The organism is Paenibacillus sp. FSL P4-0338, assembly GCF_038002365.1.
In the GTDB taxonomy this organism is placed as follows: Bacteria; Bacillota; Bacilli; order Paenibacillales; family Paenibacillaceae; genus Paenibacillus_AQ.
On record NZ_JBBOCG010000001.1, the window covers coordinates 4,022,053 to 4,045,885 of the forward strand.

The window sequence follows — 23,833 nt, forward strand, 5'->3', positions numbered from 1 at the left end:
CATCGCCGCCAGATCACTGAACCCTCCAGTTTTCACCTATGCAGAGATGCCAGCCGTCCACTCATTCACCTTGGCTTCATTGCTCTCTACCCATTCCTTGGCTGCTTCTTCAGGCGACTGTCCGCCTTGAATCTTGACCATAACCTGCTCCATATCCTCTGCGGTCCACTTGAATTGGCTCAGGAACTTGTGCACATCCGGCATATCCTCATTCAGGCCTTTACGGACCATAGTGTGAATCTGCTCGGCTCCGCCGTAGACATTCTTCGGATCGTCCAGGTACTTGAGGTCCATGTTGGCGAACATCCAGTGCGGAGTCCAGCCGGTGACTACAATCGGTTCATTCTTGTCAAAAGCCTTCTGCAGCTCCTGCGCCATCGCCGCCGATGAGCTCTCCAGCAGCGTATAATCGCTCAAGCCGTAGGCTTCGAGCGCTTTTTCCGTAGCCGTCATAATTCCGGCTCCCGGCTCAATCCCGATAATCCGCTTATCCAGCGTTGCCGCTATTTCCGCATTGTTCAGATCCTCAATAGAGTTGATCTCCATATAGGCGGGAACGGCAAGCCCGGTCTTCGTTCCATCCAGATTCACACCGGCATCCTCAATGTCCTTGCCGTATTTCTCCAGATAAGAGGCATGCGTGCTTGGCAGCCAGGCGGCTACCATGGCGTCTGCGCTTCCGTCAGCAATCCCTGCCCACATCGGTCCGGCATCGACCTGCAGCATCTCCACCTTCATGCCGAGCTTCGTCTCCAGCACTTCCTTGACTACGTTTGTACTGGCGATCTCGGAATCCCAGGCCACATAGGCCAGCTTCACCGTACTGTTATTATTAGACGAACAACCAGCTACCAGAATTACTGCCATCAGCAGCATGATCATCATTAACGGTCTGCGTTTCATCGAATGAGTTCTCTTCATATTAATTATACACTCCTATCCTTGTTGTTTGGGTTTGAACAGCTTCTGGGTCAGACGATCCAGCAGTATCGCGATAATGACAATGGCAATCCCCGCCTCGAAGCCCGCACCAGTCTTGGCCTGTGATACCGCACGGTATACATAAGCCCCGACCCCCTGGGCGCCGATCATGGACGAGATGACCACCATGGACAGCGACAGCATAATCGTCTGGTTAATACCGGCCATAATGGTCGGCATGGCGATCGGCAGCTGAAGCTTGAACAGCTTCTGCCCTGCCGTAGAACCGAAGGCATCCGCCGCCTCCACTAGCTCGGGCGAGACCTGACGGATACCCAGGTTAGTGAGCCGGATGGTTGGCGGAATCGCGAATATAATAGAAGCAATGACACCGGGAACGACCCCCAGCGAGAAGAATGACACGGCCGGAAGCAAGTACACGAACGCCGGCATCGTCTGCATGAAGTCGAGAATAGGAGTAGCAATGTTCTGGAAGGTCTTGCTCTGCGCACAGAATACCCCCAGTGGAACCCCGATAACTACAGCCAAGATGGAAGCGGTCAGCACAAGGGCCAGCGACTGCATCGAGGGACCCCATAATCCAAGATTATCGATCAGCAAGAGTCCGACCACTGCGAACAGCGCCATCCGCCATTTGCCGATCCAGTAGGCCAGAGCGGCAATCAGAAGGGTCAGTACGATTGCGGGCAGGAAATTCAGCGCCGCATCAATCCCGCTCACCATTCCGCCGATCACAGCATGAATGAAGTCAAATATCGGTCCGAAGTAGGTGGTGAGCCAATCTTCGATCCATTCTACGCCCTTTCCGAGCGGTATTTTGGGTAAATTCATCAGACTAATCCTCCTTCCGGAACCGCGTTACCGGCCAGGGCAGACAACACAGCCCCTTTGATTACAATGCCTTTCAGTTTCTCGCCTTCCCCTACTACAGCAACGGGCAGATGCGTCTCCGACATCAGCTCGAACAGATCATTCAGCAGGGTATCTGGCTGAACACGGGGAATATCACGCAGCATCACATCGAGTATGCTGCGGTTCTCCTTCAAGGCCTGTGAGGCATTATCCGCAGTCAGCAGACCTTGCAGCCGCATCTCGTTATCCGCCACATAGAGGCTTGATACGCCGCTGTCCCGCATGAGCTGCAGAGCGACCCGGGGTCCGCGTTCCGGGCGGATCATCTCCGGCTGACGCATCACGTGGGAAGCTGTCAGCACCTTGGACAGATCCACATCCTCGACGAAGCGCTCCACATATTTGTTCGCAGGCTGAATCAGAATTTCTTCCGGCGATCCGATCTGGACAATGACCCCGTCCTTCATCAGGGCAATACGGTCCCCGATCCGCAGCGCTTCATCCAGATCATGCGTGATGAAGACAATCGTCTTCTTCACTCTGGATTGCAGCTCCAGTAGTTCCTGCTGCATATCCTTGCGGATCAGCGGATCAAGCGCACTGAAGGCTTCATCCATCAGCAGAATGTCAGGATCATTGGCCAGACCGCGCGCCAGGCCGACACGCTGCTGCATGCCTCCGCTGAGCTGATCCGGACGGTGATTCTCCCAGCCCTTCAGCCCTACAAGCTCAAGAGCCTCCATGGCCAGCCGTGTTCGTTTGCTTTTCTCCACACCCTGGACTTCCAGTCCGTATTCTGCGTTAGCCAGCACACTGCGGTGCGGGAACAGCGCGAACTTTTGAAAGACCATGCCGATATTCTTCCGCCGGAATTCCCGAAGCTGCTCCGGATTCATCTTGACAACATCCTTACCCTTGAACAGCACCTGTCCTCCGGTCGGCTCAATCAGCCGGTTCAATAGACGGACGAGCGTGGACTTCCCACTGCCCGACAATCCCATAATGACGAATATTTCTCCCTCTTCAATGCTGAATTCGGCTTTATTCACACCGACTGTCAGCTTGGCTTCCTTGGCGATTCTTTCTTTGGACCAGCCTTGTTCTAATAATGGAAGCGCCCGTGCTGCATCATGACCGAATACTTTGGTTAACTGTTTCACCTCTATAATTGCCATGTTGACCTCCTTCTCTATCTCTGTTTATCGCGCCTGCTGCTACTGACCTAGTGTAACGGACTTACGAAAAGAGAAGCAAAGCTCATATTCGCTAAAAATTTAGTGTACAGTTTTAACTTTACGTACTTTACGTATAGAATACTCTGTTTAACGCCAAATTCCGTTCCGCATGAATTCTTTACTTCTGGATGGGGATTTGATTACAATACAGTAGGAGAGGCATGTAGCCTGTCAGCCTAATCCTCAGGAGGGACATCATGAACGATTTAGAGGGGCTTCTGCCCGAGCAAATAGAGAAAATCAGCAAGGCCCGTGAACGGGTAATCGATTCTATCGGTAAAAATATGGATTTATACGGCATCACCTTGTCCATCGGGCATTTATACGGTTATATGTACTTTAATGAGGGCCCGGTTACACTGGATGAGCTAAGCCGCACCATGGGCATGAGCAAGACCTCCATGAGTACTGGAGTCCGTACACTGCTTGATTTGAAGATGATCGATAAAGTCTGGGGCAAAGGTACCCGCAAGGATCTGTTCGAGGTGGTTCCCGACTGGCATCAGAACTTCAGCGATTACTTCTCTATTAAATGGAGAAAAGCAGTGGAAGGGAATATGACCGCCCTGAACAAATCGCTCGCCGAAATCCGGCAGATGCAAACCGATTATGCGGACGAGCCGGACCTCTCTCGCCTGCTCCACACCGACGAGATCAAGATTGAGGAAGCCATTAAATATTACCGCTGGCTGCTGAAGCTGATCGAGTCGCTTGAAACCGGCAAGATCTTTGAATTAATCCCTAAAGAATAATATCAGCTATAGGCGTTCAAACTATTCTGCTCAAGCTGAAAAGGCTGTCACCAAAAGCCATGAAGTGGCGCTTGGGACAGCTTTTTATTTGGTGCGGGATCAACGTGGACACTTGGGTGGACGCTGCGTGAACGGACCGTTGTTCCGATCGCTGTTTAAGCGGGAAATGGAACCTACCTATTCTGGACACCTGTACGCTGCCAATGTATGCTGTTTTCCACATACATTGGGGCCATCGCCTACGTTTGAGCACAATGTATGCTGTTTTCCGTATACATTCGGGCCATCACCTTCGTGCCAGCCCAATGTATACTGTTTTTCACATACATTGGGCCCATATGATGCTCTACTAGGAAACTATATTTTCCATACAAGTATCAAAACGGCCGCGATCCTTGAATTCAAGGATTACGGCCGTTTACGCATGCTGACGTGCTGTCACCGGCTCTTATACCACCGCTAAGTCACGCCATATCTCGTTACCTTACGGGTTCTCCACCAGACTCACATCATCAATATAGATATGATTGCCTGCCTCGATAGCGGCATTCGTCTCTGCACTGTTGCCGGGATTCAGCCCCAGCAAAAAGACCAGATGAACACCTGCATCCGTTCCGCCGTTCATGGTAAAGGTGTAGCTGAAGCGCTGTATTTCGCCAGTCAAGGCGGCAGCGGTTATCTGCAAATATTTCGTGTAATCCCCTCCGAAATGCTCGACTGCTACTTCAATCTGCCGGTTGATATCCGAACGTGCGCTGAAGTTCAAGGTATAACTTTTACCCTGAGTAAGCTTCAGATCCCTGTAGTCTACCTGGGCGGCGTAGTTAGCAGATCCAGTGAAGGCCAGTGACACCTCAAGCTCCCCATTCTGGACTGCGGTATTTCCGGCACCTTCGAAGTACTGGGTCCAGCCCTTAAGAGCCGGCTGCGCATCGAATGTGCCGTTATCCAGTGTGCCGCTGGCAGGCTCTGTGTCCGGTCCGCCCGTTACCTTCCTAAGCACGATATCATCAAAAGAAATCGTATGCGCCGTATGGTTCGCCGTCTTATCCTCACCCTGCGTCGCGCCGATCAGATAATTCAGCTTCAGCGGATTGTCGTTCGTCACACTGAACTGTGTGCTGTAAGTCGCCCATGTGGCTGTAATGTCGAACTTCGCCTGAGCCGCCTGGGCAGAGGTTCCGCTGTACTCTACGACAATCTGCCGCGGAACCGTAGATTTCGCCTTGAAGCTCAGCTCATAAGTCTTGCCTGCCTCAAGCGGAATCTTCTCCTGATAGAGCTGGGTATGCCAGGCTTGTGACCCGGCCGCTGTAATCTGCACCTCGGCTATCCCGTCTGCCACCTGAAAGGACGAAGCTCCGCCCTCACCGGACCACGTGGACCAGCCTGAGCTGCCGCTGGTGAATGATCCGTTGACAACCAGATTGTTATCATTCGCCAGTATCGTCTGAACCACACTAGCGTTGACATACCCTTCGGCTTCCACGGTAATGATATAGCTTCCCTCTGCCGGGAAAGCAGCAGACTGAATTATGATTGCTCCCGGTTGTACATGATACAGCTCTGCTGGAATCGTGACGCCGTTCACTTTAACGGACTTAATGCTGCCGGACCACTCTGCTTTCTGGATGAAGGTCAGCTCAATCGGCTGTGATACCCGGTTGGCCGTGGAATCTGCGAGCAGCTCCTGCGGCTTCGCCGGGGCGTCCTTGATCTCAAATTTCACATTATCGATCACAATATCATGACTCTGTGGAACGCTCACACCGCCTACCTTGCCAAGCAGGAATTTTAATGACAGCGTATCATTCGTACCCTGCCGGAATTCGAACCGGTAATGCTTCATCTCTGGTGTCAGCTCCACCGGCTTATCAATGGAAGGGGAATAACTCGCATTCTCTGCCTTCACATTGATCTGCCGCGCCACGCTGGCGCTGGCATCGAATTCAACCACATAATCCAAGCCCGCCGCAGCCTTGAGGTTATTCTGGAAAAGCATCACCGAATACGCCTGGTTGCCGGTGTTCGTAATGCTGAATTTCGCTGCCCCGTCCACCGCTGCCGCAGTGCTCTGGCCGCCGTCTTCTGTCAGCAGCCGCTCCCAGCTCGTAAGCCCGAAGCTGAAATCCCCGTTCATGAGCGGGTAATAGGTCAGATCAGGGTCATAATAGGAGCTGGTGCGTACCAGTACGAACTGGTCCAGCAGCACCGTTCCGGTACCACCGCTGAGGCTTAGGACGAATTGTCCAAGGCGGTCGCTGGCTCCAGGGAAGTTCTTGAAGACCGCCTCTGCCTGCTGATGGCCTGCCTTAAGCTCGACCGGTTGCGAAGCATGTAAGGTTCCGTCATGACCTAGTAGTTCAATGGTGGCCGTCCTTGCAGAGGAGCTATCCGCCTCGAAGGCCAGCTTGTAATCCTGGCCCTGCACCAGGAAGATCCCCTTCTGTTGCAGCGTAACCCCGCTGCCGTCAGTGTCCGCGCCTGTAATGTCCAGCTTCAGGCGGCCGTCAGCATCAACCCGCGGAGTAACCTCCGCACCTACTGAAGCATCGATATGCCAATAGCTCATCCGGTCCGGTTCGCCCAGATCGAAGCTGCCGTTGTAGAGGTGGTTGCCGCTGCCGAGCGGCGCCTTGGCGCTGTCATGATCAAAGGGAATGCTATCGATTTCTTCAAGCCGTGCATTGCCAAGCCAGACCGGGGAAGCATTGGTCCCCAGATTGAACTCAATCCGCGCGGCATTGTCCGAGCTCTCCTTCATCTGGAACATCGTCTCGTAATGCTGAAGCTGCGGGGTCAGCACCGCCTTGAATGCCGGGGAATAGGACGGAAAGCCCAGCGGTGCGCCACCGGTCAGCCGGGCTGTGAACTCCCTCGCCGTATCCGTTCTGGCGTCGAAGCTTAGCTTGTAATATCTGCCCTTTGCCAGCGAAACAAAGGCTTGCGGCTGAATCGAATAGGCGTTGCTGCCTGGCTTCAAGATGTTTACCTTGAGCAGATTCACGCCGCCTGTCTGCTCCAGGGACAGCGCTGCATCCGCGCCTTCATCTTTGTAGAGTACCCAGTGGGCTGTATTCGGGATGCCCATCCCGGGATCTCCCTCCACCTGCTGCGTGAATCCGCTGTTATAAATGAAGTTCCCATCTGCCAGGGGCGGCTTCGCTCTTTCCAGATAAGGCTCCTTCACCAGCTCCACCGGTACCGGCTGCCGGTATTCGCGTCCGGTCAGCTCATAGATTCTGACATAGTCAATCTCCATGGAACTCGGGAATACGGTCTCCTCTGTAGGGTTGCCGTCGAAGTTGCCGCCGACCGCCAGATTCATCAGCAGGTGGAACTTCTGGTTGAAAGGTGCCGGATAAGCATTCATCGCGGGCTGTCCGCTGCTCTTGCTGTACCAGTCATTTTTGGTGGAGTACAGCACCCCGTCCACATACCAGCGGATCTCTCCCGGCTCCCATTCTATGGAGTAGGTATGGAACTCTTCAATGGTGGAATCGCCCGGCAGCACATATTCCTTGCCAGAATAGACATTATCCGGCCACTGGGAACCATAGTGGATGGTTCCGGCGACCACATTCGGACGGCTGCCCCAGCCTTCCATAATATCCAGCTCCCCGGAGGCCGCCCAATTGCCGTACACATAATTCTCCGGCAGCATCCAGATCGCCGGCCACAGCCCCTTACCTGCCGGTGCTTTCGCCCGGATCTCGAATTTGCCGTACATTTTGCTGTACAAGCCATTGGTCTTAATTCTGCTGGAAGTGTAAGGCTTGCCGCCCATTGCCTCCTTGCGAGCGGTAATGATGAGCTTGCCGTCCTGTTCCTTCACATTCCTCGGATCATTGGTGTAATACTCCAGCTCATTATTGCCCCAGCCCGGATTCCCGACAACGGTGCCATCGCCGAGATCATAGGTCCACTTCGCAGGATCAATGATATTGTCATCGAATTCATCATTCCACACCAGACTCCACGGATCACTGGTCGGCGCTGGGGTCGGCGTTGGCTCCGGCGTAACCACCGGTGTTGGCGTTGGCGTTGACTCCGGTGTAACCACTGGTGTTGGCGTTGCTGTCGGCTCCGGCGTAACTACTGGTGTTGGCGTTGCCGTTGACTCCGGTGTAACCACTGGTGTTGGCGTCGCTGTCGGCTCCGGTGTAACCACCGTTGTTGGCGTCGCTGTCGGCTCCGGCGTAACCACTGGTGTTGGCGTTGCCGTCGGCTCCGGTGTAGCCGTCGCAATCTCTCCGCCCCCCGCAGCAACAGGCGGCGGGCTGGCCTGCGGCGAGGCCAGATTCAGATTGCTGCGGCTGCCCGGCTTGAGAACGATGCCCCCGGCCGTCACAGCCTCGGCCTGATTCAGCACGGTGCCGAAGCTGCCACTGCCCATAATCGTAGTGCCCCGGGCACCGGCTGTAAGTAGCAGCTCAGCCACCTGCGCTTGATTCATCAGCACCAGCTTGCCGGGAGTGCTCCAGATTAGCTTGGATAGCTTGCCTGACAAGCTCAGCGTGAGGTTGCCTCCGGCCGCATCAGCGGTGGATACCACCCCATAATTGCCAATAAGAGTGACCGTCTGCTCCCCTGGCGGGAGTACAACACTAGCGAACCCCTCGCCCGTAAGCGCAGCTTCTTCAAGGATAGCACCGGAATCAAGGTGTACTGTTCCGACGGTTGTCGTCCCGCTGGCAACGATGCGGACGCTGCCCTTCGGCTTCGCCACCTGAACAGGCCCAAGAGTACTGTTCACCAGGCTCACGCTATGCTCACCGCCGCCGCGGATATAGGTGGTGCCCTTCACCTGCACTCCCTCCAGCCGGAGATCTCCTTCCCCGATTCCCTCAGTAAGATAGAGATTTCCTTCAATGATACTGTCCTTCATTGTGATATCCTCATGGCTCAGCACCACATTGCCCTTCACCTTGCCCAGCTTCACTTCCCCGGCTGCGGAGCGCAGCTCCGCCACCAGTGTATCCGCCAGCTTTGCCAGCTCGGCACGGGTGATCCTCCCGTCCGGCTTGAAGAAGCCTCCGGGATAACCCTGCATATAACCGGCTGCCGTAAAAGCATCTGCCGCAGCGCTTACTGCACTGTCGGCTCCCGCCAGGTCGCTATACATGCCCTTCGCTTGACGCTCTGTCTCCAGCCTCAGTATCCGCTGAAGCGCAAGGACCGCCTCCCCGCGCTTCAGCGGAGCCGCAGGTCCGATACGCTGATCTGCGTCTGCAATCAGATACCCCGCTGCTACAGCTTTGGCGATATCATCCTTATACCAGGCCGCCGCCGGGACATCTGCCGGAAGCACAGCCGCCAAGTCCTTATAGCCGAAAATACGGTTGACGATTGCCGAGAATTCTGCCCGGGTCACCTGCTGCTCCGGCCGGAAGCTGCCGTCCCCGTAGCCGGAGATCACCCCGCTGCGGCTCCAGCGCATCACAGCATGAGCCGCCCAATTGCCCTCTTTCACATCGGTAAACGCTTTCAATTCATTAGCAACCAAGCTTCTATTCTGCAAGGCGGCCGTTGTCTCCGCAGGCGCTGTCAGCCTGCTCTGAGCAGACTTCGCCATAGCCCCGCCGCTGCCCAGCGGCGATAGAAGTCCGGTAATGATTACAGCGGCTGCTAACAACGAAGGTATATTCTTTTTCATTCAGTGTATGCCTCCTCTGAATTAGAGTCTCAACTTAGCGCAATGACATCGTCCCGTTACTCTTCAGGTATCTTAAAGCCCCGGACCGAAATCGGTTTCGATTATCTCCATGCCATTCCTCTGAATGCAATTAACCTTTGACTTGTTTCGGCAAGTTGAATAGACTCTAGAAAGGACTGCTGTTTGACAGCAGAGAGTGTCCAAGTGAACGGTCAGTAGCCTTGAGAAACCCTGGCATACCCGTCTTTTGGCCCTGTTATAACTATGAAGCGGGGGTGAGCATAGCCATGCAAATGAATATCAAAAAAATTGCCGAAATGGCCGGGGTCTCTGTATCGACTGTGTCCAAAATCATGAACAATTACAGCGATGTTTCCGAAAAAACGAAACGAAGAGTGCTCGAAATCATCGAACAAACCGGATATACCCCCTCAAGCTCCGCTAAAACGCTGGCTACCAAGAAGTCGAATCTGATCGGGGTTATTTTTGCCGGTGAGCTGAATGTGGAATTTACCCATCCTTTTTTTGTTGAGGTGCTGAATTCGTTCAAAAAGCAGATGGGGGTGCTGGGGTATGACCTGATTTTCTTCTCGAATGAGAAGTTCATTAACAGCGGCGATTACTACTCACGTTGCCTGCATTTCCATGTGGATGGCTGTGTTATTATCTCTGGAGAAAAGATGGAGCCAGCCATACAGGAGCTGGACCGGAGCCATATTCCCTGCATCGGCGTTGACCTGGAGCTGACCGGCAAGAAATCCGGCTATGTCATGTCAGACAATTACCAGATTGCTTCCAAGGTAGTGGAGCACTTCTATCTGCTCGGGCACCGGGAGCTTGGCTTCATAGGCAGTACAGCGGATTCGGATATCTCCAACCGGCGCGAAGCAGGGTATGTCAGAGCCATTGCCGGCTTCGGCCTGGCCATGAATCCGGGGTGGTTCGTACATGGTGATGATTTCTTCGAGCCCAGCGGTTATGCGGCAATGAATTCGTTAATTGCATCGGGAAATTTGCCGCAAGCGGTCTTCGCCGCCTCCGATCTCCTCGCCCTCGGTGCAGTCCGCGCCTTGAAGGAGAAGGGGCTGCGTGTTCCCGAGGATGTGGCCATCATCGGCTGTGACGATATCGAGGCCTGCCAGTATACCAGTCCTACGCTGACTACCATCCGCCAGAACAAAGAACGCCTCGGTGTGCTCGCCGCCCATATGTTGTTCGATCTCATCAATAACCAGTCTGAAGGCGGCTCGTTTGTCGTTGAACCGGCGCTGATCGTCCGTGAATCCTGCGGCAGCGGGCTGAAACATTTGAACCGCTGAACGCCTGAACCACCGGATCGCCGTAACGCTGAACTTCTGCCTCTCCGGACCTGCCCTGCGATCCCTCCCCTCCAGCTCAGAACTTCGCTTGGATGCACTATGCACCCACCCGAAAACGCTTCCGATACTATAATCGCTCATTTAACGGGCTGCTTCAAGGCACCGTTTTTCTGATTTTGGGGACCATTTTTCGGCTTGGCCCCCACATCGGCCTGTCCTTGCTTCATTAGTCTCAATCCATCACAGCGAGGTAGGCTCAGCTACCTGAGGGTCCAGCGACAGCCTAACCAGTTGACCTGCATGACTAAGACCCGCACCGAATCCGTACAGCAACACCTGCTGGCCGCTGCGCACCTTCCCTTCGCGGATACCCAGATCAAGCGCAAGCGGAATACTGGCAGCCGAGGTATTACCGAAGGCTTCAAGACTGTATAGTGCCTGCTCCAGCGGATAATTCAGCCGTTCACAGATGGGTTCAATCATCCGCAGATTGGCGCTGTGCGGGATGAACCAGTCTACTTCCGCAAGACCTGCTCCGGCGTTCTTCAGCACCTGCTGTACTCCCTGCGGAACCGTACGGACCGCCCACTTGAACACTTCCCGGCCATTCTGCACCAGCAGCCCTGTCGCGGAGAGTTCCACTCCGTTCACCTTCTCAGCCAGCCCTGTGCGGTAGACATGCTGCGCTCCGCTTCCGTCACTGCCGAGATGGTATCCCATGAAGTCATCCTTCGCCCCGCCGCTCTCCACCAGCACAGCCCCTGCTCCATCCCCGAACAGAATACAGGTACTACGGTCCGTATAATCCGTTATTCTGGACAGCGTATCAGCACCAATGACCAGCACCTTATGATGCAGTCCCGAGGATACCAGCGCATGAGCCGTATGCAGAGCATACACGAATCCGGCACAGGCGGCGCTCAGATCTATCGCTCCCGCCGTCAGCGGAATGCCAAGGGTATTCTGCACAATCGAGGCCACAGATGGGAAAGAAAAGTCAGGCGTGCTGGTCGCCACAAGCACCATATCGACATCCTGTACGCTTTTGCCATAACGCTTCATCATGTCCCGGACGGCGGCTGCACACAGATCACTGGTATATTCATCCTCGCGGCTGATTCTGCGCTCCCGGATACCCGTCCGCTGCACAATCCACTCATCATTGGTATCCACCATCTGCTCCAGGTCCTGATTCGTAAGTCTGCGGGCTGGCACGTAAGATCCGATCGCTGTAATTTTTGCACCTGTCATGTGATCCCACCTCACCTTTTTAGTTTATAGTATCTGATATTAGCACTTGGTACTAATTATAACCTGCTCCTGACTATTTTGCAAAATGTATACCCGGAAGCGCCCAGCAGCAATCATATCTTAGCATTGTAAAGATCGAAAACACATGCTACAATCTTTACAATGTTAAGATAATAGGCAAGAAGGAAAGGAAGAACACAACTCTTGAAGGATAAACCCTACCACCACGGAAATTTACGCAACCAGCTCATTGAAGCAGGCATCAAGCTTATTAACACCGACGGCATTAGCAGCTTCTCCCTGCGCAAGGTCGCAGCCGAATGTGAAGTCAGCCACACCGCGCCCTACAGCCATTTCAAAAATATAGATGAACTAATAGCCGCCATGGGAGAGCATGTCACCGGGCAATTTATGGATTCGCTGCGTGTCTCCGTTCAAGGCCAGGAAGGTAAGTTTGAAGCGATCTCCCGGCTTGGGCAGGCCTATATTGATTTTTTCGTAGAGCATCCACAGTATTTCCAGTTTCTGTTCTACCATTCCGGCATAATCATTAATCTGGACAATTATGATGCTGACAGTTATCCGCCATTCGTCCTGTTCAGGACTACAGCCTTTGAAGTGTTCCGCAGCAACGGTCTGCCAGAGACCGAGTTCACCCCTCAGCTAATCACACTCTGGTCCATGGTGCATGGAATTACGGCATTGCTTACCAATAACGGGGTTAAGTATTCGGGCAACTGGCGCGATCTGCTGGAGCTTAAATCTATCTTTTAAGGAGATGAAGTCTTGAGAACGATCATACACGATCTGCAGGAGCAAGAATTCAAGGGCTGGCTGGGGGATATGGCACAAGAGGAAGTAACGGTCATCTCGGATAGCGGTGCAATTCATTCATGCATGGGCTGCTTCGGCTGCTGGACCCGGACTCCCGGGACATGCGTTATTAAGAGAGATGGCTACGACAATCTGGGCGAGCTGTTCTCGCGCAGCGATGAACTCACGATCATCAGTAAATGTATGTACGGCAGCTATAGCCCCTTTGTGGTGAATGTGCTGAACCGGAGTATCTCCTACGTCCTTCCCTATTTTGTAACCAAAGATGGAGCGACCCGTCACCGCAGCCGCTATGATCACCAGTTCACACTCTCGGTGCATTTCTACGGCGACGACATTACGGAGGCTGAGCAGGATACAGCGAGAAGGCTCGTTGCAGCTAATAGCATGAATCTGTATTCGGCAGGCAATAACGTATTTTTCCATACCAGTCCGCAGAGCATTAGGGAGGTCCTGCAATGAACATTGCCATGATTAACGGCAGCCCCAAGCCTACCGGCAGTAACTCAGGCCTTCTGCTGGGGATGCTGGAGCCGCTGATTGCAGACGGGAACGAGCTGCACGCCTATACGCCGAATAAAAGACCGCTCACTCCAGAAGAGTACAGCGAGCTATGCCGCATGGATGTGCTGGTCCTGGCTTTCCCGCTCTATAATGACGGTATCCCCTCGCATCTGTTCCAGCTCCTGGTTACCCTCGAAGGATACCTAAAGACAGAGCGCGAACGGGAGATATACGTCTATGCACTAATTAACAACGGCTTCTATGAAGGTGAGCAAAACCAGATTGCGCTTGATATCCTCAGACACTGGTGCGAGCGCGCCGGGGTTCACTTCGGGCAAGGCATCGGCCACGGCGCCGGCGAAATGCTGGGCTCTCTGGGGAAGGTACCGCTCGGCCGGGGCCCGCTGAAGAATCTGGGCCGCGCCATGCACAGCCTGGCCGGGAACATCCAGTCCCGGAATTCCGGGGAATCTCTGTTGATCAACCCCAACTTCCCGCGCTTCGCCTGGAAATTCAATGCCACGCACTTCTTCTGGCACGGGACGGCCCGGAAGAACGGGCTGAAGCCGAAGGACCTGCGGCGGCGGATGTAGGCCGGCGATGATTTCCGGTGGCAGGTGGGAATCTCCATTCCCGGACGAAGCTACTGAACTTGATGACGCTTAAAAGCGCGTCCGATAAATGGAAGACATATTATAGTGACCATCACATATAACCCAACCCTCATGGTGATTACACTTATTGTTAGACCTGGTAAAGGGTACGAAAAATATGAAGAATACTCTGCTGGGAATACTGGTTGCACTGCCATGTAGGGAAGCAGCATAAGCATATGATTCAATACGCCGTTCGATCCGCTAAGTCCTAAGAAGACAGGCAGCAAAACAATTAACACATCAATGACAAGGACTACAAATGCTGTTTTCATCTTGGCGGACAACAAGAGGGTTACTGAAATCATTCCGAACAGTACCGAATAAAGTATACCCGTCCATATCAATGCTGCTTCAAGCATGGTGAACGAGTAGGGAATAGTAACATTCAGAATTTGCAATGGCAAGTCCCAGCCATCCATTCCAAACGCCACAAGCTGAATACCGGCAGCCAATCCCAGATGAATGCTAAAAATCAGTAAGCCATAGAGGAAAGCTGCCGCAATCTTTGCTTTTATCAGCATGGATTTTCCATATCGGGTAGATAGAATGACGCTGTCTGCGCCTGTTTGATACTCTCCTGCAAATACAGGAGCAACACAAATGCAAATGGCTATAATAGATACAATCAGCAGTTCGAAGCACTGAAATAGGCTTTTCCAGCCGGCATGGTAACCATATACGTAAGGAGCGTCTACCTGGCTGTTCTTGGCATTCCAGAAGGCCTTCTCTTGAGTTGAATATGTCCAGTCGGAAAAATCCATATTCAAATAACTGGTCACCTTATCTTCGCGGGCCTTATAGAATTCACCAGCTTCTTCGGACTTCAGGTCCCGGAGGACTGTAAGACCGTTATCTGTAACCTGAGGCTCCAAAAAAGCATCATCAATCATCTTGTAGTAGGAGTAATATGGCAATACGTAACGGGTAAACATATCTTCCTTCAATTTCAACTGACTTCCATCTTTGACCACATTCTCAGATTTAGAGAATAATGCCTGGTAGGAGGCAATATCCTTTGCCACCCGCTCTTCGGTTAACATGCCTGCAAGCTCTCGGGCATACTCCTTCTCAAGCTGGATAGCGGCAATGCCAGTGACCTGGTGACCGTCCCGCTCCAGTGAAATATAGCTTTTGACGGGTAGAATAAATAAGAGCAAGGTTAGTGATAAGCTGACCAGAACTACGACTAAATTCATTCGCTTCTTGGCAATTTTCATGAATTCGTATTTGAATAAGCTATTCATTAGAGCCCCCTGTATTCCTTCATATTGTTATGAAAATGGTACAAATACAGATCCTCAAGTGTAGGTGCCTCATTCAAGGCTCCCTCCATAGGAATCGTATCACTGAGTACACGGAGGACAACCCTGTCATCCTCTCCATGATGCAGGTTGGCTACACAGAATGAACGACTGGCCGCTTCCGCCTCCTTCTTCTGCAATACGCACCTCCATACCTTGCCATCCATTTCATGTGCGATGCGGTCAGCCGGACGATTAATAAGCAGCTTGCCATCCTTAATCATTAAAATGGTATCGGAGATGTATTCGAGATCGGATACAATATGCGTAGACAATATAACGATTTTATCTTTGGCGAAGTTTGCAATTAAATTTCGGAAATGTACCCGCTCTTTCGGATCAAGTCCGGCAGTAGGTTCGTCCAACACCAATATGCGCGGGTCGTTAAGAACGGCTTGAGCAATTCCCAACCGCTGCTTCATACCACCCGAGAATGTACGTATTTTCTTAGCGGAAACTTCAGTTAGCCCAACCATCGCCAGTAATTCCGAACTACGGATTCTGGCATCCTGCGGGGATATTCCCTTCAGTGCGGCAACATAGAGCATGAAATCCTTGGCGGTGAAATCCGGATAATAACCGAAATCCTGCGGAAGATATCCAAGGGCGCTACGGTAATTCTCACCTAAATCCTCAAGCGTTCTTCCATCCAAATAAACAGAGCCCTGTGTAGGCTTAAGTACACCACAGATCATACGCATCAGAGTTGTCTTTCCAGCCCCATTCGCTCCCAGCATGCCGTATACTCCAGCCTGCATTTGAATTGACATTTGATCGACTGCAGTTTTACGGCCAAATTGCTTTGTGAGTTTATCCAATACTAATTCCATACTCCATCCTCCCCAGAAGCTTGTAAATTCCGAATACATACAAAAATCTGCTTACCCAAGATTAATTTTATCTCGGATAAGCAGATTGAACTTTAATATTGCATCGTTATTTTATTTAGAAAATCCTAAGAAAGTATTAAGATTTATTTCTACTTGGTCCGGGAGTACGCTTAGAGCGCTGAAGGTAGCTGAAGCTAACCTTAAACAAGCAATAGCCCAGCATTCCTCCTATCAGGTTCAGGAGAATATCATCAATATCTGCAGACGCCCCCAGAAAATATTGCACAAACTCAATCATGAAGCTTACAGTAAAGACTATCATTGCGCTTCGCCCGAAAGACCTCAGCCTTGAAAATAACAAGGGTAGAGAGCAGCCGAATGGAATAAACATAATGATATTGGCAACAGCCTGCACAAGCATCTTCTCCTCAGACATGCCTTCTGAAGCCCTGAGCCAGCTTAAGGGAATAAGATTCAAATGATAGACCTTCGGATGGAAAGCGTCTTCCCCCCATGCGGAGAAAATTGTAGCATACAGCACAATAAGACAAGCTCCGGCAAATAATAATATGCTCAGTTGCCGGACTACACTCACTCTCTCCTTCAATAAGAAAAACACCGGCAGATAGAGCACTGCAACTGCGGCAATCAATATTCCTCCGATGATGAAATAGCCTATTAAATCAGCCATATTAACCTCCTTGTGAGAAAAGCGGCAGCCGGACACAGAATACTGTTGTCCCTTGGCCGCTCTGCAGGTCAATCTCTCCCCCGTGCCGGGTAATAATTTCTCTGGTAATAGCAAGCCCAAGACCTGACCCTCCAGTCTTCGTAGAACGCGCATCATTCAAACGGTAGAACTTTTCAAATATTTTATCCTGTTTATCATCCGGAATCATCGCTCCGATGTTCATGAAGGTAATAATTGCCCTACCCTCAAGAGTCTTCGCGGATACCTCAATCGTGCTGTTATCATCACTGTAGGCGATGGCATTCTTGAGAATATTATTGAATGCCCGCGCCAATTTATCAGAATCACCATGAACCGTTATCGTATCCTCCACCTCAACAATCATCTTCTTCCCAGCGGGTGATAGTATAGGATAGAATTCATCCGGCATTTGGACCAGCATATAAGAGATATCGACAAGCTGCTGATTCAATTGGAAGGTCTGCTGATTATACCGTTCAACTTCAAAAAAATCATTGATTAAACGCTCCAGGTGATACGCCTTATCCAACGCTATTTTCATATAATGCTGCTGCTGCTCATACGGCAAATTGGGAGTTTCATTCAATAAGCTTAAATATCCAAGGACAGAAGTGAGCGGTGTTTTTATATCATGCGCCAGATACATCACAAGATCTCTTTTGTTCTGCTCAGTCACCTGTACCTCCAGAGCACGGTTTTGCAGAGTTTGCTTAACAAATATCAGCTTCTGCTCCATTGAAGACATCTCCGGCGACAGCTTGATCTCCGCATCATCTTGGATTAAAGCATCGACTCCTGTATCGACCTCATTAAAGTACTTAGTAAACCAAGATAGTGAAAAATAAAAAAACAGTAAAAAAAATGCTGATATGACAGTCAGCATAATGATCTCCCAATGTTCACGAAGAGCACTATTGTAAATTGAAAGCGCCTGTTCATACTCATATCCTGTAAAGAATTGCAACAGCCGGACACCCTCCTCGCCCAGCCTTCCCCGCACTAATAGATACAGCCCATCCACTGCCACAAGAGCAAGAGCAATCAATACAAGCATCCTAATAAATACTTTCGCTCTCAGCTTTGAGTATTTCAGGGTCAATGGCTTTTTACGCTTCAATTTTATATCCAACTCCCCAGATTGTCCGAATCCATTTCGGATGGTCTACGGAATCCTTCATTTTTTCACGCAGATGCCGGATATGCACAGTGATCGTATTGTTGTTTTTATTGTAATATTCATTTCCCCATATCGCATGAAATAACTGCTCGGAGCTAACCACTCTTCCCCTATGCTCACACAGCATTCTGAGAATCGAAAATTCAGTGGGTGTAAGAGACAAGGCCTCTTCGTTCAGCCAGCACTCGTGCGTGTCCACATTCATACGTAAGCCCGAATAGGATATGATGCCTTCGTCCGACTTAGATATGGACCGGTACTTTGTATACCTGCGCAACTGCGCTTTCACACGTGCAACCATTTCAAGCGGACGGAACGGCTTGGTTATATAATCATCCGCTCCCAGAGTAAGACCAGTAATTTTGTCCGTCTCTTCATCCTTGGCCGTTAGCATAATGACAGGAAAATGGTGATTCTCCCGAATACGCTGGCATACCATAAACCCGTTAAGATCCGGGAGCATAATATCCAGAATAGCGAGATCAACTTGTTCGCGCTCAATATAGTCTAGAGCATCTTGCCCATTATCAAATTTTGCAACATTGTAATTTTCATTTTTCAAATAAATTTCAATAAGATCGGTGATGGCTTGCTCATCATCCACCACTACAATATTTTCAATCATTTGGTTATCACCTGCCTTCATTGCATGAATACAGCCATTGTAGCAGAAAATCCCAGGAGAGAATGTAGTATTTTTCTTATTAAATTCTTAAGATTATCCTAAAATAGCGTACATGCTTCCATTCAGCCATGCTTCATCAACTACTACCGCAATCTCTTCTCCCTGGTTAAGCCAAGCTGATATTTGCTCTAAAACCAGTTCACAAGATACCTCATTAAGAATCGAACAATATTCTTTCATTGCATATATGGGTTCATGATAAAGAGCCGAAGATATTAATTCTTTCATAATCAGCTCTCGCGTTAGTTCGTTTTCCATAATTTGATTTCTGTAGGCTTTAATAATCTCCGGCAGCAAGTCATTGGCGGCTAACAAACTAATCGTTTCACGATAAATAAATCGGAAAATCTGATTGGTATATAACCCACTCTCAAGATTGATTGACATGGGAAAATAAATACAGAGAAATGTATAGAATTCATTGTAACGAAGCTTAGCGACATAGATAGCATCCGTTGAAAAGATTATCCGCAGACAATAATCCAAAACTACAAGGCCGATATCCTTAACGACTTTTCCACGAGAACGATCTTCAGAGCCTGTCTGTGCTTCGTACACAAATAAGCTACACTTGGTAGCTTCTACTGTTCTGAATACATATTTATTAGCTACAGCACTGTACATAGGGGCTTGGCGCTCTTCATTTAATGGCTGAAATCGCTTGACAGTCCTGATAGTTTCCATATTATCACGGCAGCATTGTCTCAGCTTCTCGTCATTGCTCCAGCTTACCACTAAGATATGGGCTAACGCTCTACAGTATGTCCTTTGGTGGAACGCTTGCATTTCCTCATAAGTAATATCATCCAGACAATCTCTGGTTCCCAGAGGTAACGAGTCAATCAGTTCAGAGTTATCCATCAGGATCTTGAAAAGGTTGTGTGGATTATTCTCATTTAACCGCTCATATTCTTCATTGATATCTCTATAAGCCTCCTCCATATCGCTCTTTTTTAACAACCGCCCCGAGTAAATTTCTAGTAACAGTTTAATAGCCTGGCAGATATCATCCGTATTATCAGAACAAGTTATTTCATAGAGTGTTTTATCAAAATCCGTTGTTCCTTTAATCCTGAACGGACCGGGAGCAATCTGCGAAGCATTCGCTAGAGAGAGAATGAGCATATGCTCCAGATAATGCGCTATCCCTTTGCATTCCCTATCATCAACAGAACCTACTTTGACAGCTAGTGTAATGATGGCATCTTGGGCCTTAGCTTCTTTCCTGAAGTGTACATAATCCAAATTCAAATAATTATCCAAGTACAGACAGCCTTCCTTCATTGACACCGTCTCCTAAATTATATTTCTCGGCCTGAAGTGTGAATAATTCTTTGAATTTGCCGTCTTTGCACATAAGCTCTTCAAATGAACCGCATTCGCTGATTCGATGATCGTCAATCACGATAATCTGATCCACCAGTTTGGCTGTAGTAAATCTGTGTGAAATTAAAATGCAGGTTCTGCTTCTGATCATCTCTTTGATTCCCATGTAAAACTCATGTTCAGCAACAGGGTCAAGGGATGCCGTAGGCTCATCCATAATGGTTATTGGTGCATCCGCGAAAAAAGCCCGGGTAATTGCAAGCTTTTGCCACTGACCGACAGAAATTTCAGTTCCTTCGGACCATTCATTTTGCAATTGAGTTTGATAGCTATGGGGTAGCTTATTAATAAATTCCGCAGCTCCCGTACGCTGTGCGGAATCATACATTCTCAATGTATGCTCTTTATCTTCAAATTTGCCGAACCTGATATTATCCTCCACACTCATTGGATAGTGAATGAAATCCTGGAATACCACCGAAAAGTTGTTCCTGTAAGAATTTTTGCTGAAGGATCGGATATTAACGCCATCAACAGTTATATCGCCACAGCTAGGCTCATACAATCCGCTTAGTATTTTGATAAGGGTGGTTTTACCGGAGCCGTTCAAACCCACAATAAGATAGGATTGTCCAGCCCTTAGCTCAAAATTAATATCTTCAAGAACATACGTATCCAGTTTCGGATACTTAAAATACACATGATGCAGGATAATGCTTCGGAAATTCTTGAGCGATACCTCACTCCCTAATGACGAGGAGGTGGTTTCTTTATCCAACAAATCGAATAGAGTATTCATATATAAGTTATCATTGTAAGTATTAGCAAAGGTCACAATCATATTTCCAATGGCTTGCATAAGATTCTCAATGGAATTGATATACATTACAATAAGGCCTACACCGAGTTTTCGTTTTATACCATCAATAATGATGTACAGGGTAAAACAGAACTTAGTGAGCAATTCGAGGGAATCTCCAAATGCCTGAATAGCTGTATTCCGTTTTCGGATACCTCTGTCTTCAGTTAAATATTTTTTATACGTAGTTGAAACCCTTTGAATCAACTCTTCCCCCGCACGGGCAATTTTAAGCTCTTTAATATTTTCGTATCTAATCATTAATGACTTGATCGCCGTGACCAAGCGCAGATTCTCCAGTCTGCTGTTATAAATGGTATGCAATCTTGAGGATATCTTAATATTGATAACCAGCACAGGAATGAAGGTCAACAAAAGTAGTCCAATGATAGCTGGCTTATATAAAACAATGATTCCGATTACTCCTAATAGAACTACACCATTTTGAAGAATAGACACTAAATTATTAAGTACACTGATAGATCGGCCTAATGCCTCACTGTTCACCTTATTAAGTTGGTCATACAAAATGGGATCATCAAAATGTATGATTTCCAAACCGTTAATTTTATCAAGAATTATATTTGTTATGTACAAATTCAGATAATCACTTTGCATATCCTTATAAAACTTGCTTATTTTTTGGAGGATGCCATTCAGCACCCAAATCCCACAATTTAAAGCAAGCCACAATATCACATCGCTTAATCCATAATCACTGTTTATGTAAGCTAGTGTATTCAGAAACCGCCCCCATATAATGGTATTCACCGGGACGATAATTCCAAGAAGAAGCGTGATAATTAAGATTGCAGTCATTGTTTTCTTCGATGCCTTCCAGACAAAACCCAAAGTTCTACTAGCAACGCCAATGTTATTCCAAAAATCAGTAAGTAGTGATTTCATCTTTTCACCTACCACAAATCAACAAGAAGAAGCCCTTAACAGCAGAACTTCTTCCCGTTAATTTAGATTGTGTTAGCTTCTGTGAATCGTAGTAGTAGCGTTTCTATCATTGCCGGAACCATAGCTCGAGCTGGTACAATCACAGCCGCAGTGGAAGCAACTATCACTATTGCCGCGTGCACCGGTAAACTGGCCACCGCCGGAACCACACATACATGCCATAGGCTCAAAGTGCGCTTCCAGACCCGAACTCATGTCCCGTCCGACAGGATTAATCAGTTTCATACTTCTTCCTCCTCTTTAGTCACATTTATAAAAATATACAGTTGTATATTTTTACCTCACTTTGCAATAATCTCATTAAGCTCCATTAGAGATTCTGGATCATGTTCCAGAATTTCATGATACAAACTTAGACTCTGATCAAGAAGATACCTGATATATCTGCAACCACTATGGCGGTATGATAAATCGACTTTTTCCTCGTCAAAACAATCAATGTAGCAGCTTGTGCACAAATGCACTGCCCAGCATTTGTTGCAGTATTCAACAGATTTCTCCATGAAGTTATGGACGTAATGTTTCTGGATGGATTGGATATCAAATCCGCTATCCACATTGCCTAAAAACGGAACGCTGCCTACTCGCTCACATGGCAAAAAATTACCATCCACATTAACATGAAGCCGTCTTGAGCCAGGCACACAACAACCATTAAAATAATAATTATCCATTGGAACCGGCCTGATATCTCGTCTATGAATCATATGAAGAAATTTCCTCATTTGACCGTTGGAAAATAGCTTATTTCGAGCAGTTGCATCTCTCTTATTCTCCACACTCCACGAAAACAGCGGGTCAATAGATTTATCTTCCCTATAGGATTTATCCTCAAGACTTGTCGGTTCCAGATACTCTTCTCCAGTACGACCATAAGACACGTAGGAGGCATTTACAGTCACTGGTTTGGGCAGCCATTCTGTATTATCAAAAAAATCTTGAATCTTATTATATTTCTCCACCAGATTAGAACCGCTTGCAACCAGGCTGAAGTATAAAGTATCACCACTTTCATCCTTAGAACGGTTCTTTTCTTTAGCCTCTACAAGATATTTTATGCCACGCATGACATGCTTGAAGCTTCCGCTTCCATCCTGAAAGATGCGATTCTCATCATGAATCTCCTCTGGTCCGTCTAGACTAACCAGCACAACAAAATTATGTTCAACCAGATATTGAGCAATTTCTTTCGTAACTAGAACTGCGTTTGTAGTCATTGAAAAACCCAATTTTTTATCAACGACAAGCTTCTCAGCATATTCTACACATTGCTTAATTAATTTAAAGTTCAGCAGAGGTTCTCCGCCATAAAATGCAAGGAAAAATTCCTCTTCTACTCTCGGATAGGTATAGTCGATAGCTTTTTTAGCAGTCTCAAAGGTCATATCGCGCTCATTATATCCGTGAAAATCATTATGAGACTCTTGATAAATACAGTATTTACACCTTAAATTGCATCGCTCAGTGACCTCTAAAGTGAGTTGGTTCATATTGTATTCCAGATAATTCTCCAGAGCGCTGACATGAGGACCGGAGAAGCATGTAACTGGCGGCGCTGATAAAATATGTTCCTCAGCTATGCATTCTTTAATTTCCAGCAGAGCTGCTATAAGTACTTTATTTTCCATTTTAAGCTCTAAAAGTGAATCAAACTGATCCGAGTCAAAAAGACATGATAAAACTGCGTAAACATTCTCGTTAATCTGAAAAATTTTCCCTGTTCCCGTATCATAAAAGTATTTCCGTTCCGATGTCTCAAAGGGTTTACCCAATCGGTAGAATTGATTATCCTTTTTTAAATCTTGAAAAAACGGCTTGAATTCCATAATTTTAGAGTCTAGTGTTTCATTAACCATAACGTTATCATCCACCTTTACTCGTTTATGGTACTCATTTGTAATATGTAATTAAATTCACAAAGTTAATGTCTGATTGAAATCTATCATTTAAATACAACAATGTATATAATTCCAAGC

General features: G+C 48.6%; 19 protein-coding genes. 5 read left to right on the forward strand and 14 right to left on the reverse strand.

From position 1 onward, the window contains the following. Nucleotides 1-36 precede the first annotated feature (36 nt). The 3 genes from MKZ07_RS17690 to MKZ07_RS17700 are packed head-to-tail and all read right to left on the reverse strand — an operon-like array spanning nucleotide 37 to nucleotide 2,969. Entirely contained in the window at nucleotides 37-921 is an 885-nt protein-coding gene (locus tag MKZ07_RS17690) for a glycine betaine ABC transporter substrate-binding protein (RefSeq protein ID WP_235218591.1), read from the reverse strand. Between the two features lie 15 nt (nucleotides 922-936). Continuing rightward, a complete protein-coding gene (locus tag MKZ07_RS17695; RefSeq protein ID WP_036701789.1) occupies nucleotides 937-1,773 on the reverse strand; it encodes an ABC transporter permease in 837 nt (278 codons plus the stop codon). Next, on the reverse strand, nucleotides 1,773-2,969 hold the full coding sequence (locus tag MKZ07_RS17700; protein WP_036701791.1) for a quaternary amine ABC transporter ATP-binding protein: 1,197 nt from the start codon (nucleotides 2,967-2,969) through the stop codon (nucleotides 1,773-1,775). Before MKZ07_RS17700 ends, MKZ07_RS17695 begins: the two co-directional genes overlap by 1 nt. A gap of 257 nt (nucleotides 2,970-3,226) precedes the next feature. Here MKZ07_RS17700 and MKZ07_RS17705 point away from each other — a divergent pair, with 257 nt between their 5' ends. Continuing rightward, the gene (locus tag MKZ07_RS17705; RefSeq protein WP_036701793.1) at nucleotides 3,227-3,781 is read left to right on the forward strand and encodes a GbsR/MarR family transcriptional regulator; all 555 of its coding nucleotides are present in this window, start codon (nucleotides 3,227-3,229) and stop codon (nucleotides 3,779-3,781) included. Nucleotides 3,782-4,265: 484 nt separating this feature from the next. On the opposite strand, the gene MKZ07_RS17710 is transcribed toward MKZ07_RS17705, so the two are convergent. Then, nucleotides 4,266-9,437, reverse strand: a complete 5,172-nt coding sequence (locus tag MKZ07_RS17710) for a carbohydrate binding domain-containing protein (RefSeq protein ID WP_341026846.1) — start codon at nucleotides 9,435-9,437, stop codon at nucleotides 4,266-4,268. Nucleotides 9,438-9,730: 293 nt separating this feature from the next. Here MKZ07_RS17710 and MKZ07_RS17715 point away from each other — a divergent pair, with 293 nt between their 5' ends. Next, complete coding sequence (locus MKZ07_RS17715; protein ID WP_036701881.1) at nucleotides 9,731-10,756, forward strand: LacI family DNA-binding transcriptional regulator; 1,026 nt, start codon at nucleotides 9,731-9,733, stop codon at nucleotides 10,754-10,756. A 240-nt stretch (nucleotides 10,757-10,996) separates the two neighbouring features. Here MKZ07_RS17715 and MKZ07_RS17720 read toward each other — a convergent pair whose 3' ends face one another. Next, nucleotides 10,997-12,007 (reverse strand): ketoacyl-ACP synthase III, encoded by a 1,011-nt coding sequence (locus tag MKZ07_RS17720; RefSeq protein WP_036701795.1) that lies wholly within the window; start codon nucleotides 12,005-12,007, stop codon nucleotides 10,997-10,999. 204 nt (nucleotides 12,008-12,211) lie between these two features. On the opposite strand from MKZ07_RS17720, the gene MKZ07_RS17725 reads away from it, so the two are divergent. From MKZ07_RS17725 to MKZ07_RS17735, 3 genes are read left to right on the forward strand one after another with little or no spacing between them, the layout of a single operon-like run. Next, nucleotides 12,212-12,781 carry a TetR/AcrR family transcriptional regulator gene (locus tag MKZ07_RS17725; protein WP_036701796.1) on the forward strand — a complete coding sequence of 190 codons (570 nt, stop codon included), beginning with the start codon at nucleotides 12,212-12,214 and terminating at the stop codon, nucleotides 12,779-12,781. Nucleotides 12,782-12,793: 12 nt separating this feature from the next. Continuing rightward, nucleotides 12,794-13,303 (forward strand): flavoprotein, encoded by a 510-nt coding sequence (locus tag MKZ07_RS17730; RefSeq protein ID WP_036701798.1) that lies wholly within the window; start codon nucleotides 12,794-12,796, stop codon nucleotides 13,301-13,303. After that, on the forward strand, nucleotides 13,300-13,938 hold the full coding sequence (locus tag MKZ07_RS17735; RefSeq protein ID WP_036701800.1) for a hypothetical protein: 639 nt from the start codon (nucleotides 13,300-13,302) through the stop codon (nucleotides 13,936-13,938). Before MKZ07_RS17730 ends, MKZ07_RS17735 begins: the two co-directional genes overlap by 4 nt. Before the next feature lie 50 nt (nucleotides 13,939-13,988). On the opposite strand, the gene MKZ07_RS17740 is transcribed toward MKZ07_RS17735, so the two are convergent. The 9 genes from MKZ07_RS17740 to MKZ07_RS17775 all read right to left on the reverse strand — a co-directional run bounded on the left by MKZ07_RS17740 (nucleotide 13,989) and on the right by MKZ07_RS17775 (nucleotide 23,713). Next, a complete protein-coding gene (locus MKZ07_RS17740) occupies nucleotides 13,989-15,245 on the reverse strand; it encodes an ABC transporter permease (RefSeq protein WP_036701801.1) in 1,257 nt (418 codons plus the stop codon). Then, on the reverse strand, nucleotides 15,245-16,132 hold the full coding sequence (locus MKZ07_RS17745) for an ABC transporter ATP-binding protein (protein ID WP_036701803.1): 888 nt from the start codon (nucleotides 16,130-16,132) through the stop codon (nucleotides 15,245-15,247). The genes MKZ07_RS17740 and MKZ07_RS17745 overlap by 1 nt, the downstream gene beginning before the upstream one ends. 136 nt (nucleotides 16,133-16,268) lie before the next feature. Continuing rightward, complete coding sequence (locus MKZ07_RS17750) at nucleotides 16,269-16,823, reverse strand: VanZ family protein (protein WP_051494088.1); 555 nt, start codon at nucleotides 16,821-16,823, stop codon at nucleotides 16,269-16,271. Nucleotide 16,824: 1 nt separating this feature from the next. Next, on the reverse strand, nucleotides 16,825-17,961 hold the full coding sequence (locus MKZ07_RS17755) for a sensor histidine kinase (protein ID WP_076160996.1): 1,137 nt from the start codon (nucleotides 17,959-17,961) through the stop codon (nucleotides 16,825-16,827). Beyond that, a complete protein-coding gene (gene vanR / locus MKZ07_RS17760) occupies nucleotides 17,951-18,646 on the reverse strand; it encodes a VanR-ABDEGLN family response regulator transcription factor (RefSeq protein WP_036701805.1) in 696 nt (231 codons plus the stop codon). The genes MKZ07_RS17755 and vanR overlap by 11 nt, the downstream gene beginning before the upstream one ends. Before the next feature lie 93 nt (nucleotides 18,647-18,739). Continuing rightward, on the reverse strand, nucleotides 18,740-19,990 hold the full coding sequence (locus MKZ07_RS17765) for an insulinase family protein (protein ID WP_036701807.1): 1,251 nt from the start codon (nucleotides 19,988-19,990) through the stop codon (nucleotides 18,740-18,742). Then, complete coding sequence (locus tag MKZ07_RS17770) at nucleotides 19,962-21,797, reverse strand: ABC transporter ATP-binding protein (RefSeq protein ID WP_036701809.1); 1,836 nt, start codon at nucleotides 21,795-21,797, stop codon at nucleotides 19,962-19,964. The genes MKZ07_RS17765 and MKZ07_RS17770 overlap by 29 nt, the downstream gene beginning before the upstream one ends. Before the next feature lie 72 nt (nucleotides 21,798-21,869). Further along, the gene (locus MKZ07_RS33620) at nucleotides 21,870-22,082 is read right to left on the reverse strand and encodes an Apre_1838 family putative sactipeptide bacteriocin (RefSeq protein ID WP_076161002.1); all 213 of its coding nucleotides are present in this window, start codon (nucleotides 22,080-22,082) and stop codon (nucleotides 21,870-21,872) included. Between the two features lie 56 nt (nucleotides 22,083-22,138). Continuing rightward, nucleotides 22,139-23,713, reverse strand: a complete 1,575-nt coding sequence (locus MKZ07_RS17775) for a radical SAM protein (RefSeq protein WP_036701810.1) — start codon at nucleotides 23,711-23,713, stop codon at nucleotides 22,139-22,141. Between the last annotated feature and the right edge of the window lie 120 nt (nucleotides 23,714-23,833).